Annotated in this window: 16 protein-coding genes; 14 read left to right on the top strand and 2 right to left on the bottom strand. The window is 55.4% G+C overall.

Translation table 11 applies throughout. From position 1 onward, the window contains the following. The first annotated feature begins 91 nt into the window (after nucleotides 1-91). The 14 genes from ACZRJ6_RS09765 to ACZRJ6_RS09700 all read left to right on the top strand — a co-directional run bounded on the left by ACZRJ6_RS09765 (nucleotide 92) and on the right by ACZRJ6_RS09700 (nucleotide 10316). The gene (locus ACZRJ6_RS09765) at nucleotides 92-691 is read left to right on the top strand and encodes a 50S ribosomal protein L25/general stress protein Ctc (protein ID WP_133101948.1); all 600 of its coding nucleotides are present in this window, start codon (nucleotides 92-94) and stop codon (nucleotides 689-691) included. 168 nt (nucleotides 692-859) lie between these two features. Beyond that, a complete protein-coding gene (gene pth / locus ACZRJ6_RS09760; protein ID WP_003208389.1) occupies nucleotides 860-1444 on the top strand; it encodes an aminoacyl-tRNA hydrolase in 585 nt (194 codons plus the stop codon). Nucleotides 1445-1466: 22 nt separating this feature from the next. Beyond that, nucleotides 1467-2567 carry a redox-regulated ATPase YchF gene (gene ychF / locus ACZRJ6_RS09755; RefSeq protein WP_463967987.1) on the top strand — a complete coding sequence of 367 codons (1101 nt, stop codon included), beginning with the start codon at nucleotides 1467-1469 and terminating at the stop codon, nucleotides 2565-2567. Between the two features lie 427 nt (nucleotides 2568-2994). Next, entirely contained in the window at nucleotides 2995-3909 is a 915-nt protein-coding gene (locus ACZRJ6_RS09750; protein WP_463967986.1) for a sigma 54-interacting transcriptional regulator, read from the top strand. Between the two features lie 355 nt (nucleotides 3910-4264). Then, nucleotides 4265-4447, top strand: a complete 183-nt coding sequence (locus ACZRJ6_RS09745) for a hypothetical protein (protein WP_463967985.1) — start codon at nucleotides 4265-4267, stop codon at nucleotides 4445-4447. A 97-nt stretch (nucleotides 4448-4544) separates the two neighbouring features. Then, complete coding sequence (locus ACZRJ6_RS09740; RefSeq protein ID WP_463967984.1) at nucleotides 4545-4892, top strand: EscI/YscI/HrpB family type III secretion system inner rod protein; 348 nt, start codon at nucleotides 4545-4547, stop codon at nucleotides 4890-4892. A gap of 8 nt (nucleotides 4893-4900) precedes the next feature. Then, a complete protein-coding gene (gene sctJ / locus ACZRJ6_RS09735) occupies nucleotides 4901-5713 on the top strand; it encodes a type III secretion system inner membrane ring lipoprotein SctJ (protein WP_463967983.1) in 813 nt (270 codons plus the stop codon). Next, nucleotides 5706-6260, top strand: coding sequence for a type III secretion protein (locus tag ACZRJ6_RS09730; protein WP_463967982.1), 555 nt, complete (start codon nucleotides 5706-5708; stop codon nucleotides 6258-6260). The genes sctJ and ACZRJ6_RS09730 overlap by 8 nt, the downstream gene beginning before the upstream one ends. 11 nt (nucleotides 6261-6271) lie before the next feature. Then, nucleotides 6272-6847 (top strand): type III secretion system stator protein SctL, encoded by a 576-nt coding sequence (sctL, locus tag ACZRJ6_RS09725; protein ID WP_463967981.1) that lies wholly within the window; start codon nucleotides 6272-6274, stop codon nucleotides 6845-6847. Between the two features lie 121 nt (nucleotides 6848-6968). After that, nucleotides 6969-7187 (top strand): type III secretion protein, encoded by a 219-nt coding sequence (locus ACZRJ6_RS09720; RefSeq protein ID WP_463967980.1) that lies wholly within the window; start codon nucleotides 6969-6971, stop codon nucleotides 7185-7187. Further along, nucleotides 7171-7578 carry a CesT family type III secretion system chaperone gene (locus ACZRJ6_RS09715; RefSeq protein ID WP_463993535.1) on the top strand — a complete coding sequence of 136 codons (408 nt, stop codon included), beginning with the start codon at nucleotides 7171-7173 and terminating at the stop codon, nucleotides 7576-7578. Before ACZRJ6_RS09720 ends, ACZRJ6_RS09715 begins: the two co-directional genes overlap by 17 nt. Nucleotides 7579-7591: 13 nt before the next feature. Next, nucleotides 7592-9739, top strand: a complete 2148-nt coding sequence (gene sctC / locus ACZRJ6_RS09710) for a type III secretion system outer membrane ring subunit SctC (protein ID WP_463967978.1) — start codon at nucleotides 7592-7594, stop codon at nucleotides 9737-9739. Continuing rightward, nucleotides 9736-9939, top strand: a complete 204-nt coding sequence (hrpT, locus tag ACZRJ6_RS09705; RefSeq protein WP_463967977.1) for an HrpT family type III secretion system protein — start codon at nucleotides 9736-9738, stop codon at nucleotides 9937-9939. Before sctC ends, hrpT begins: the two co-directional genes overlap by 4 nt. 56 nt (nucleotides 9940-9995) lie before the next feature. Further along, on the top strand, nucleotides 9996-10316 hold the full coding sequence (locus ACZRJ6_RS09700; RefSeq protein WP_463993534.1) for a transcriptional regulator: 321 nt from the start codon (nucleotides 9996-9998) through the stop codon (nucleotides 10314-10316). Between the two features lie 33 nt (nucleotides 10317-10349). On the opposite strand, the gene sctU is transcribed toward ACZRJ6_RS09700, so the two are convergent. Beyond that, nucleotides 10350-11447 (bottom strand): type III secretion system export apparatus subunit SctU, encoded by a 1098-nt coding sequence (gene sctU / locus ACZRJ6_RS09695; RefSeq protein WP_463967975.1) that lies wholly within the window; start codon nucleotides 11445-11447, stop codon nucleotides 10350-10352. Continuing rightward, complete coding sequence (sctT, locus tag ACZRJ6_RS09690) at nucleotides 11444-12232, bottom strand: type III secretion system export apparatus subunit SctT (RefSeq protein WP_463968415.1); 789 nt, start codon at nucleotides 12230-12232, stop codon at nucleotides 11444-11446. Before sctT ends, sctU begins: the two co-directional genes overlap by 4 nt. Between the last annotated feature and the right edge of the window lie 3 nt (nucleotides 12233-12235).

Raw genomic sequence — 12235 nt, 5'->3', positions numbered from 1 at the left:
GCATATTGTTGGGGCGGGGCTTTTTTGCCCATATCGCCTTTAGCGCTGGTCGCAAACGCTGGGGCGAATGTGGTTATTTTGGAGATACAACATGAACGATTTTACTCTGAATGCTGAAGTGCGATCTGACCTGGGGAAAGGTGCGAGCCGCCGCCTGCGTCGTCTCGCGAGCCTGGTTCCAGCTGTAGTTTACGGTGGCGAAAAAGCCCCTGAATCCATCAGCATGCAAGCTAAAGAAGTTGCCAAACTGCTGGAAAACGAAGCCTCGTACAGCCACATCATCGAGCTGAACATCGGCGGCAAAAAGCAGAACGTCATCATCAAGGCACTGCAACGTCACCCAGCTAAAGGCCACGTGCTGCACGCTGACTTCGTACGCGTTGTAGCCGGTCAGAAACTGACCGCTATCGTGGCTGTACACTTCGTTGGCGAAGCTGCCCCGATCAAGAAAGGCGGCGAAATTTCGCACGTTACCGCTGAGATCGAAGTGACCTGCCTGCCGAAAGATTTGCCTGAGTTCATCGAAGTCGACCTGTCGAACGCTGAAATCGGTGACATCATTCACCTGTCCGACCTCAAAGCCCCTAAAGGCGTAGAGTTTGTTGCTCTGGTTCACGGCAATGACAAAGCCATTGCAAACGTTCACGCTCCACGCGTTGCTCCAGAAGCTGAAGAAGCCGCTGCAGAGTAATTCACTCTGTAACGTAGGAGCTTGAGGAAACATCGCGGACCGAAACGTAGCGAGAAAGCGGGCGAGAACGCGAAGTTTACTTTTGAGTAAATGAGCTCTTGTCGTCCACTTTCGCCGCACGTTGGTTGCGGCGGTGTTATCCACAACTCCAAAGGAAGGGCCCCTGTCGTGACTGCCATTAAACTGATCGTTGGCCTGGGAAATCCAGGCGCAGAATACGAACAGACCCGGCATAACGCGGGGGCCCTTTTTGTTGAGCGCATCGCCCACGCCCAAGGTGTAAACCTGGTGGCCGATCGCAAATATTTTGGCCTGACCGGACGCTTCTCGCATCAAGGTCAGGATGTTCGTCTGCTGATACCCACCACCTACATGAACCGCAGCGGCCAAGCCGTCGCGGCGCTTGCAGGTTTCTTCCGGATCAAACCCGAAGAAATCCTGGTGGCCCATGACGAATTGGACTTGCCACCCGGTGTTGCCAAGCTAAAGCAAGGCGGCGGGCATGGCGGTCATAACGGCCTGCGCGACATCATCGCGCAGTTGGGCAATCAGAATACCTTTTACCGTCTGCGGCTTGGCATTGGCCACCCAGGCGTCGCCAGTATGGTTTCAAACTTCGTCCTGGGTCGTGCGCCACGCGCCGAACAGGAAAAACTCGATGCCAGCATCGATTTTGCCCTCGGCGTGCTGCCGGATATCTTCGCCGGGGAATGGAACCGTGCGATGAAAAACCTGCACAGCCAGAAGGCCTGACTCTTATCCAAGGGGAAACACCATGGGATTCAATTGCGGCATCGTCGGCCTACCCAACGTCGGCAAGTCCACCCTGTTCAACGCCCTGACCAAATCCGGTATTGCGGCGGAGAACTTCCCCTTCTGCACCATCGAACCCAACACCGGTATCGTGCCGATGCCCGATGCACGCCTGGAAGCACTGGCGGTCATCGTCAATCCCAAGCGCATCCTGCCGACCACCATGGAGTTCGTCGACATCGCAGGCCTTGTGGCCGGCGCGTCGAAAGGTGAAGGCCTGGGCAACAAGTTCCTCGCCAACATCCGCGAGACCGACGCCATCGCCCACGTGGTCCGCTGCTTCGAAGACGAGAACGTGATTCACGTCTCCAACAGCGTCGACCCGAAACGCGACATCGAGATCATCGACCTGGAACTGATCTTTGCCGACCTCGACAGCTGCGAGAAGCAACTGCAAAAGGTCACTCGCAATGCCAAGGGCGGCGACAAGGATGCTGTGGTTCAGAAGGCTCTGCTGGAGCAACTGATCGCTCACTTCACTGAGGGCAAGCCAGCACGTAGCCTGATGAAAAGCATGAACACCGACGAAAAGGCGGTGATTCGTGGTTTTCACCTGCTGACCACCAAGCCTGTCATGTACATCGCCAACGTGGCTGAAGACGGCTTCGAGAACAACCCGTTGCTCGACGTGGTCATGGCCATTGCCAATGAAGAAGGCGCCATTGTCGTACCGGTCTGCAACAAGATCGAAGCGGAAATCGCCGAGCTTGATGACGGCGAAGAAAAAGACATGTTCCTTGAGGCCCTAGGCCTGGAAGAGCCTGGCCTGAACCGTGTGATCCGCGCCGGCTACGAAATGCTGCACCTGCAGACTTACTTCACCGCTGGTGTTGAAGAAGTCCGCGCATGGACCGTCAAAGTCGGTGCCACCGCACCACAAGCCGCTGGCGTGATCCACACCGACTTCGAAAAAGGTTTTATCCGCGCCGAAGTCATCGCCTACAACGACTTCATCCAGTTCAAGGGTGAAGCCGGCGCCAAGGAAGCCGGTAAATGGCGCCTGGAAGGTAAGGAATACATCGTTAAGGATGGCGACGTGATGCACTTCCGTTTCAACGTCTAAACCCTGGCGCAGAACAAAAAGCCGATGCAATGCATCGGCTTTTTTGTGGGCGGTCCATGGGCGATTACCATCCACCAGAAACATTCCAAATAGCGCACGCCACTAAACAATAAAATGTAACAACTAAAAAGCAAACCAAATACTTAACGCCAATCAAATTATCGTGATTGAAAACCAATAAAACTTGAATACTCAGATACTCTCAGATTACTCCTACCCCAGAAGTCGACTTCAAACCACAAGAACACTTGAAGATTCTTCACTTTTAGTCTCCATATAAAATATTTGGCTATCTATTATTTAGCTCATCGTCTATCGCCAATGACAACAGCACCCACTTGCTATCTACTTATCCGACAAAACTGGCCAAGCAGCTCAACCCATTGAGAGGCCGTGTAAAAGTATTAACCCTGTTGGAGCAACAGTGATGTCGGCTTCCTACAAGATCGATGACGATGCCCTCCCCCCTCTGATTGAATGCCCGGACCTGGAAACCACTGTCAGAAATACCGCCACGCTGAATGTCGATATTTTATTACTTGGAGAAACCGGGACCGGCAAAGACACCCTGGCGAAAAAAATTCATCGCCTGTCCGGACGCCGGGGAAACTTCGTCGCGATCAACTGTGCGGCAATCCCGGAAACACTTGCCGAGAGCCAGCTGTTTGGTGTCACCAGCGGCGCGTTCACCGGCGCAGTGCAGTCGCGAGCAGGCTTTATTGAAGCCGCCCATCTGGGAACCTTGTACCTGGATGAAATAGACAGCATGCCACTGGTGTTGCAAGCCAAGTTACTACGGGCATTGGAGTCGCGCGGGGTGGAGCGTCTGGGGTCGACCAAGTTCATTGCCGTGGACATGCGAGTGATCGCCTCCGCCCAGCAATCGCTTCATGAAATGGTCGAACAGGGCCGGTTCAGGCGGGATCTGTATTTTCGTCTCAACGTCGTCACGATCAACCTCCCGGCGTTGCGGGAGCAACGGGAACGCATCATTCCGCTATTCCTGAAAATGACTGGACAGGAAGCGCAATACTTTAAATGCCCTGTGCCTATCCCTTGCGCAGCCCTGCTCCAACAACTGCTCTGCCATTCATGGCCAGGTAATGTTCGTGAGCTGGGCTCAGCGGCTAAACGCTTTGTGCTGGGCATGCCACCGATTGCTGTAGGCAAAAATTGCGCTCAGGAACCAGCTATAAAACTCAAGGTTTTGTTACAGCAAATAGAGAAACTGCTAATCGAAGATTCGCTGCGCCGTCACTTGCGTAACATAGACGCGGCCGCACTTGAACTGGGTCTTGCACGCCGCACCTTGTATCATCGAATGAAACAGCTTGAAATATAGTTAGATCCGTCCATCGGAACTCTATTTCTACATTTCGCCACCTACCAGTCGCATCAGCTATAACCCCCAACCACTAGTGGAGAATTACACTATGGCAACAGCAGCAGCGGCACTTACGTCTATCGCACTACCTATCGCAATAGAATTAGGGACTAAGGCGGCAGGAATAGGAATGGACCTGCTCAAGAACGCGCTCTCGGGAATTCAATCGGGTAACAGTTCGTCAAACACCAGCCAAGGAAATATAATCAATCCAGACTCTGCAAGCAATACATCGTCCATATCGTACTAACGGTACAGCTATTGGCAATTTTCCAATAGCGCTTCTTTTCAAAAACAGTATGAGGAATGAGTTATGGCAAATGGCGTAAACAACCAAGCCGGTGCTGCAGCAGGCTGGGCTGCAGCAGCAACTGATCAGAAAAGCGCTGCCACTATCGTTAAAGATGCCTTGCAAGCTATGCAGGCCATGGAAGTACAGTCGGCTAACAAGGAGACAAGCTCCAATATTTCTAATGCCAAAGGCGTTAACTACTAACGCTAAAAACACCCGCCTCTTTCTATGACACGAAAGAGGCTGGCTAAAAATTTCCAGCGCGCAAACAGTACGCACCGCCCCTACCATGGAAAGATAAATGGAAATAGCATTAGAAAGGCTCCGGACAACTTCTTCCTCAACTTTTCCGGCGGAAACCTCCCCCATCGAAAAGTCAGATATTCAATGGTTCAACAGCTCGCTGGAAGCCCCTGCGCCTGACAAGGCTCCCCTTGGAGAAAGCCTGGTATCAACACGCTCATCCACCCTGAACAAGCTTTCCGAACAGAGCGCAAAGCTGTTGCAAAGAACAAGTCGCAGCACCACCCCCACGGACATACTTGAGACAAGCCGCGCAATGTCAAAAACCCACCTGGAAACAGTGGTTACGGCAAAGGCAATTAACAAGTGCGTACAAAGCATAGAAAAACTCACCAACTTAGCGTAGGTAGCACGATGCCGTGTCGGCTGAGCAGTGCAACATTCTTGTCGTTAACTCTATTGCTGACCGGATGTAGCGAAAGTGTGGAGCTTCACCGTCAGCTCTCCGAACAAGAGGCTAACGAGGTCATCGCCGAATTGGCGGACAAGCAAATACGCGCTAAAAAAATCCCTGCCAAAGACGGCGTGACGGTCCGCGTCAATGCGGACGATATCAGCCGTGCAGTACGCACTCTGGAAGCGGTGGGGCTACCGCGTGCTGCTCGCACTACGCTGGGAGAAATTTTTCGCAAGGAGGGGGTGATATCAACCCCATTAGAGGAGCGTGCCCGTTACATATACGCTCTATCTCAGGAGCTGGAGGCCACACTGTCAAACATAGACGGGGTCATCGTGGCTCGTGTCCATGTGGTACTACCCGAGCGCGTCGCGCCAGGCGAACCCGTGCAACCGGCATCAGCGTCGGTATTCATCAAGCATGATCCGAGACTTGAGCCCGACAACCTTCAGCCTCGGGTGCGAAGGATGGTAGCCAGCAGCATTCCGGGCATGGCAACTGCAGTCGACAATCCTCAAAAACTCACGGTAGTGTTCGTACCGGCTACCGCCTATCAGGATACGCAAAAGCTCTCCTACTTCGGCCCCTTCCTGGTACAGAGCAACGACCTTGGATTTTGGCATCGGAGCCTCGTGGGAGGGCTGATAACACTCCTGCTGGCCGGAGCCGCCGTTGTACTTTGGCGCAAACGGGCCATGCAAGCACAACGCGACAGGCATCCTGAAGAATCAGCACTGCATTCCAACCCGCATACGTCATCTTATGAATGAGCACCTGGCCTGGGTTCATTGGTGGGCTTACGCCTGGATGTCCCGTCGCACGGACTGGCTGCCTGTCAATCCAGGCAAAACCAGCCAGCAATCCATCGAGAGTATTTCGCGTAGCCACCACCTGCTGTTGAGCAAGCAATTTGGGGTGGAGCCTTGCTCTCCTCCACAACCCCAACCCACCCTGCTGCGCCTTGTACTTGCCTCACCACAACAGCAAGCCTTGATCCTGGCGCTGATTGAAACCGTATGCCATCCCGTGATCGACCATAAATTAAGCGATGAGCAGCATATCTGGTGTCAACGCCTGGCCAAGGCCATGCATCCCGAACAATGGCTGGAAAATGACCAGGACCCGCTGAAGCTGCTCCAAGCCTGGGTTGCACCTGCAATTTGGCAGCGGCTGCGATTGCGTTTTCCCCGTCAACGGATTCTGGCGATAGAACAAACTCGCGATCAATCCATGTCACGCATCAAGCTCGATGCACTCTGGCAGGCTGTTATCTGGCGTGCAAATCATGCGCCAGGACCTCAAGGGTCCGTCATTTGAGGAACAGCACCATGTTATGCCATCGCAAAATTGAGTTATGCCCCAATTCGCCTCGATTGCCACAACCCTTGATTAGTCGGGAAACACTTGTCGACTGCGGCCGAGCCGACCAATTACTCCGGCAAACAAAAGAGCGGGCGCGTCGGTTATTAAGACAAGCCAAGCAACAGTGTGAAGAGCAACGTAACGAGGCCAGCCATGAGTTCTGGGAGCGAGCCAACAGGCAATTGAAGCATTGGCAGATGGAGCGCGAACTGATGTGCAATGCGCTGGAACAATCGGCCTCCAAACTGACCAATCAAGCGCTACGTTGCGTATTGGAAGAAGTGCCGTCCGACCAGCGCATCACTGTTTTATTACGCCAACTCCTGGAGATTCAAAGCCCTGCACCTGACATGACGCTGCGCTGTCATCCACTCGTCCGCAATGACGTGATGCGGTGGATAAGTGAACAGGAAAACACCCTCTGGAACCTTCAATCGGACGACACCCTTGATACTCAGGGACTCGTACTGGAAACGAGCGAAGGTGATTTTCGGATCGATTGGGCTTCGTCCATGGAGGTATTGCTACTACCAGAGAATTAGCGCTGGAAGATGTTTTTAGAGCGTGACCAATTGCTTACGTCCTTTGCAGGCACCTTGTCGCAGATGGAACTGATTTCAGTATTGAAACCACTGACAGGAACCCCATCGCAGAGGACAAAATGTGATTACTTACGAAAGTGCCCAAGCCCGACTTGACCGACGCTACAACCAAGCAACTAAAAACATTCACGACATGGCCGCCAACGCCGATGGCTCGGTCGAAGACTCACGAGAGTTCGTGCGTGCCATGCAGGAGATGGCTTACGCGGGCTTTGCCGTAAGGGAGCAGCACCGCCTCAAACACAGCCTGACTAAAGCGGTTATTGATGCGATTCAATGAACTTGAGGGCCATCTTGTTGATTGGTGGAAAAGCGGTGAGGACCACATCACGCTGCTTGAATCAAACGACCTGATCAACCTGCAACGCAATGCAAACGGCCTGCTGTTGAGTGTCCAGCTAACCCACACGCCCTCCGACAATCTGTCGTTGGAAACCTGGATGCGCCACGGACAATTGAGCCTTGAGTACTTCCAGGGTGCACTCGCCCAGGCCCCCGCAAGCGGCCATCTCTGGTTACTCCAGCAACGGCCTGGCGATTGTGGCCAGGATCAACTCCTTGACAGCCTGCAGGCTCTGCTCAATCAACGTGACACCTGGCGCTCCATGTGGATGCGCCCCCCTCGGCCGATGGCAAAAAAAACCCCACTGCTGCGCTCGCTACCGCACTGATCAGAGAAGCCTCATGCCTAACAATATCCACACGCGAACCTGCTTGCGTAAACCTTCGCCTTCCGCAACAACGACACAGCGTGCCCATTGGCCCTGGCTTGCCATGTTGCCCTGGCTGCTGATGCCTCTGGAAAGCACGCTGGCAGCCATCCCCGCCGAATGGAAAACCACGGCATTTGCCTACGAGGCCGACAACAAGACCCTGCAGGAGGTACTCGAAGACTTCACGAAAACCTTCGGCACCCAACTGCAAATCGACGGTTTCCTGGAAGGCTACGTCAATGGCAAAATTCGCTCAAACACGCCCCAATCGCTGTTGGACCGACTCGCCGTCGAGCACCGTTTCCAGTGGTTCATGTACAACAACACTCTGTACATCAGTACCCTGGACCAGCAAGAGTCAGCACGGCTTGAGGTTTCAGCCGAAACTGTTGCCGACCTGAAGCAGGCCTTGACCGACATCGGCCTGCTGGATAGCCGTTTTGGCTGGGGTGAACTGCCGGATGACGGCGTCGTATTGGTCTCTGGCCCCAAGCGCTATATAGAACAGATCAAACAATTCAGTAGCAAGCGCAAGACGCCTGATGAAAAACAGAGTGTGCTGACGTTTACCCTGCAGTTCGCCAATGCCGCGGATCGCCAGATCGACTATCGCGGCGAAAAACTGGTTATCCCGGGCGTCGCCAGCATGCTGCGTGGTCTGCTGGAGCCGCGAACATCCTCGACGCTCTCGAATGCGGCTCAAAACCCTGCGCCAGCGTCAATGCCATCCCCCATGGCCCAAAGCTTTCCACGGCTGAGCAATCCTCTGCTGGGGCAGATGCTCAGCCCCCCGGCCGCCCTCGGCCAGCCGGATGACAACTACGCCATGACGCCCCGAGCTCCGACACCCACGAGCAAAATCCGCGTCGAAGCCGATGTGCGCAACAACGCCGTGCTGATCTACGACCTGCCGGAACGCCAGGCCATGTACCGCGAACTGATCGCCAAGCTCGACGTGGCGCGCAAGCTGGTGGAGATTGACGCGATCATCCTGGACATCGATCGCACTCAACTCAAGGAGTTCGGAGTGAACTGGGGCTTTCAAAACAGTCGCTTCAGGGCCGGGGTCAATAACGTTGCCCCGGGGACGGCATCGCAAGTGTCTATAGGTAACCGTGACCGCTTTGAAGCAGACCTGCGGGCACTGGAAGCCCGCGGCCTGGCGACCGTAGTGTCCAATCCCTCGATCCTGACCCTGGAAAACCAGCCGGCGGTGATCGACTTCAACCGCACGCAGTACATTACCGCAGGCACCGAAAACGCAACCATTCTGCCGGTCACAGTGGGCACCAGTTTCCAGGTTGTCCCACGGGTCATTACGTCCAAGGGCGCGCACCAGATCCACTTGGTAGTGGACATCGAAGACGGCAGTTTCGATGAAACCAACCCCAATCGAATCGGCCCGGATGTGCGTAAGGGTAAGGTCAGCACCCAGGCGGTGATGGCGGAAAAGCGCTCGCTGGTAGTGGGAGGGTTCCATGTCACAGAGAACGCCGACAGGCTGAACAAGGTGCCATTACTGGGGGATATCCCACTGCTGGGCAAGGCGCTGTTTTCCTCTACCGAACGCAAGAGCAACCGGCGAGAGCGTCTGTTTATCCTGACGCCCCGAGTCATCGGTGATCAGGCCGACCCCTCGCGCTATTTGCCAAAATCTGATCAGGTGGAATTGGAAGACGCCCTCAAACCGCTGGCGCGTCGCTACGCCGAACACCAGCCGGTGATCAAGCGTAGCGATGTCACCTCTACCCTGGCCCATCTGGTCACCGGGCAGGTACCCAAGGACTTCAAGGCCGCGCCCATGCCACTGGGGCTCGATACCCTGTGCCGAACCCGCGACCTCCTGACGCTCAACACCGCCAGCAGCCAGTGGTATGCCGGCCCGCAGTACAACGTGGCCGTCATCGTTCTGCGTAACCAGTTCAACCGCAATGTACGCATCGACGAGAGGGAATGCAGCAACTCGCAGACCCTGGCCGTCACTGTCTGGCCGCACGCCTGGCTCAAGCCGGGCGAGGAAGCGGAAGTGTTTATCGCCATGCGCCCTGTTGTGAAGGACGAACACATTGGCGTGTCTCGCCCTTCCCTGCTCACACCGACCCGGAAGACCAATCAATGAGAAAGATACTCTCGCCCCTCGCACTCCTTGCCCTGGCCTTGGTCATGTCGGGTTGCACGCCAACCTGCAAGGGTGACTCCTGCTCACGGCCGCAATCAAACGCCCAGCAAATGGTGATCTGGTGGCCTGAACAGATGCGGGTGGAGCCCGGCCCGTCCGGCGAACACTCGGACTATCAGACGGTCTCTCTGGAGCGATGAAGAACGCAGGGATTTCTGCCGACGAGCAACGTCGGCAGGCCTTTCTGGACGCCCTCATGGCTGGCAATGACGATGAGTGGTCGTTGTGCGACGGCATCATTTTTTGTCGGTTGAGGGCGGGGTCCAAGGTGGGGCTGGCCTTGCGATTACCGCCTCACGCCATCAAGACGGGTCAGCTGCAGCGCGTGCTGGAACGACGCTTTGCGCAGGCACTGGCATTCGATGGACTGTTCGCCTATCTCGACGACGAGCGAGCGCTGGTGATCTGGCAAGCGCTGCCTGAACGCCACGAGAGGGCATTGCTTGACGGCATGCTGAGTCGAAGTCTGTCACTGGCGGAACTTGAACGACTGGACGCGTACTGCACGCGCTATTAAACCCCTTGGTACACGCCGCAGCGTGTATGCCAATCAAAGATCATCAAGCTCTGACAGCTCAAGCGTCTCGCGCTTGGCCGCATCATCCAACTCCTGCAAGGTGCGATAGATAAGGGCCACAGCCTTCAGCGTTTCACGGGTGATATGACTGCCCAGTTCTCCCTTGTAAAGGGTGCGCGCCAGCCACACACACTGGATAACCGGTATCTCTGCCGCCTTGGCCCGATCAATCAACTTGCGTGCTTCGGCATCCGTACCTTTTTCCACCATCATCGGCAGAGGCGTTTCCCCGGAGCGGTAGTACAGGGCCACGGCAAAGTGCGTCGGGTTGACCACCAGCATGTCGGACTCTTCAAACTTGGGCAGCTTGACCTTCGGCTCTTCGTTGGCCAATTCATAGGCCAGTGAGCGGCGCTGGTTCTTGACGTGCGGGTCGCCCTCCATGTCCTTGTACTCCTTGATGACCTCCACCTGGGTCATGCGCATGCGCTTGGCGAAGAAGTACTTTTGCAACGCCAGGTCAATGAGCGCCAGGACCAGCAACAAGCCCAGGCAGGTGTTGAGCAGATGGCGAAACAGCACGATCAGGGCCGAGATGTAGCCTGGCAGATCTCCACTGGTCAACCCGATCAAGGGACCTAATGCCGGGCCAACCACCACATACAGGATCAGAGTAATAAACAGCGCCTTGGCCACACCCATGAACAGGTTCATCAACGATTGGCCGGAGAACATCTGCTTGGCCTGGTTGAGCGGGTTAAGGCGGTTGAAATCCGGCTTCAAGGTTTCAGGAGCGAACAGAAAACCGAACTGCATCCAACTGCTGATCAGTTTTGTCGCGATAGCGACGGAGGCCATCAACAAGGCGAAACTGAAAAACACCACCGCACCCGCCACCACAACCTCTTCCAGCGTGCGCACAAAGGGTTGCCCGATGCGCGACACTGGCAACATCAACAACTGCTGAAGACGTTGCATGCTGGTTTCGGCGGTGAACAAGGCGATCTGGCTCAGCACAGTCAACGCCAGTAGTTTGCCAATATCCTGGCTCTGGGCGACCTGACCCTTCTTGCGTTGGTCACGCAGTTTCTTTGCCGTCGCCGGGTGTTTTTTCTCCCCCGAATCACTCATGTTGCCGCCACCCGAAACAACAGGCCCAGCGAGTGCTTGAGCTCGCTCAGCAAGCTCATGCGGCCCACGATCAAATCTTGCAGCACGGGCAGGTAGAGCAGCAGAAATGCCAACCCTGCCAGGCTCTTGGCTGGCATCGACAGGACCATCACCTGCAACTGCGGGCTGTAGAGACTGAGCAAGGCAATAGCGAATTCGATCAGCAGCAACAGGGCGATAAAGGGCGCTGCATAGAGGGTCATATGGGTGAAGGTATCGGCGAGCAGTTGGAGAAACGTGCTGAAGCCATTGACGGCCGGAACAGGCAACCAGACGGTCGGCGGCCAGATCAGGTAGCTGTCCCAAATCACCTGGGTCATCGCGCCAAGGCCCAAAGTGACGATCAACAGAAAGATGCTCAATTGCTTAAACATATGCCCGATGGGCGTGGCGTCCGGTCCGAGAGAGGGGTTGAGTTGCCCGCCGATCAGGGCACCGCGCTGGTTATCCAGCAATGCCCCCACACCCTCGAACAGCCAGAACGGCATCGCCAGCAATATGCCCAACAACAAGCCCAGTGCGACCTCCTTGAACACCAGTGCGCTGATCAGCAGCAAGGTAAATTCCTGGTCCACCAACACCGCGTGAATACCGGGTGTCGGCAGCAACGCCATAACCAGGACAATGACATGGCGCGGCATCCCGCGCACATGCTGAAAACAAAACGCCGGCACCAGGAAGGCACAAGGGTAAATGCGCGCCATGGCAATCGCCAGGCTGGGCAAGTATTCAAGATACGGGATCACCAC

The sequence above is a fragment of the Pseudomonas sp. C321 genome (genome assembly GCF_055407105.1).
Note: the sequence above shows the minus strand (reverse complement) of the source record. Positions and strands in the feature narration are given on the sequence as shown.

What these genes read in the sequence shown, in the direction of transcription:
- hrpT (WP_463967977.1), top strand. Translation starts at nt 9,736, where the DNA reads ATGAGAAAGATACTCTCGCCCCTCGCACTCCTTGCCCTGGCCTTGGTC.
- ACZRJ6_RS09750 (WP_463967986.1), top strand. Translation starts at nt 2,995, where the DNA reads ATGTCGGCTTCCTACAAGATCGATGACGATGCCCTCCCCCCTCTGATT.
- ACZRJ6_RS09740 (WP_463967984.1), top strand. Translation starts at nt 4,545, where the DNA reads ATGGAAATAGCATTAGAAAGGCTCCGGACAACTTCTTCCTCAACTTTT.
- ACZRJ6_RS09765 (WP_133101948.1), top strand. Translation starts at nt 92, where the DNA reads ATGAACGATTTTACTCTGAATGCTGAAGTGCGATCTGACCTGGGGAAA.
- ACZRJ6_RS09745 (WP_463967985.1), top strand. Translation starts at nt 4,265, where the DNA reads ATGGCAAATGGCGTAAACAACCAAGCCGGTGCTGCAGCAGGCTGGGCT.
- sctL (WP_463967981.1), top strand. Translation starts at nt 6,272, where the DNA reads ATGTTATGCCATCGCAAAATTGAGTTATGCCCCAATTCGCCTCGATTG.
- sctC (WP_463967978.1), top strand. Translation starts at nt 7,592, where the DNA reads ATGCCTAACAATATCCACACGCGAACCTGCTTGCGTAAACCTTCGCCT.
- sctJ (WP_463967983.1), top strand. Translation starts at nt 4,901, where the DNA reads ATGCCGTGTCGGCTGAGCAGTGCAACATTCTTGTCGTTAACTCTATTG.
- ychF (WP_463967987.1), top strand. Translation starts at nt 1,467, where the DNA reads ATGGGATTCAATTGCGGCATCGTCGGCCTACCCAACGTCGGCAAGTCC.
- sctU (WP_463967975.1), bottom strand. Translation starts at nt 11,447, where the DNA reads ATGAGTGATTCGGGGGAGAAAAAACACCCGGCGACGGCAAAGAAACTG.
- ACZRJ6_RS09730 (WP_463967982.1), top strand. Translation starts at nt 5,706, where the DNA reads ATGAATGAGCACCTGGCCTGGGTTCATTGGTGGGCTTACGCCTGGATG.
- ACZRJ6_RS09700 (WP_463993534.1), top strand. Translation starts at nt 9,996, where the DNA reads ATGGCTGGCAATGACGATGAGTGGTCGTTGTGCGACGGCATCATTTTT.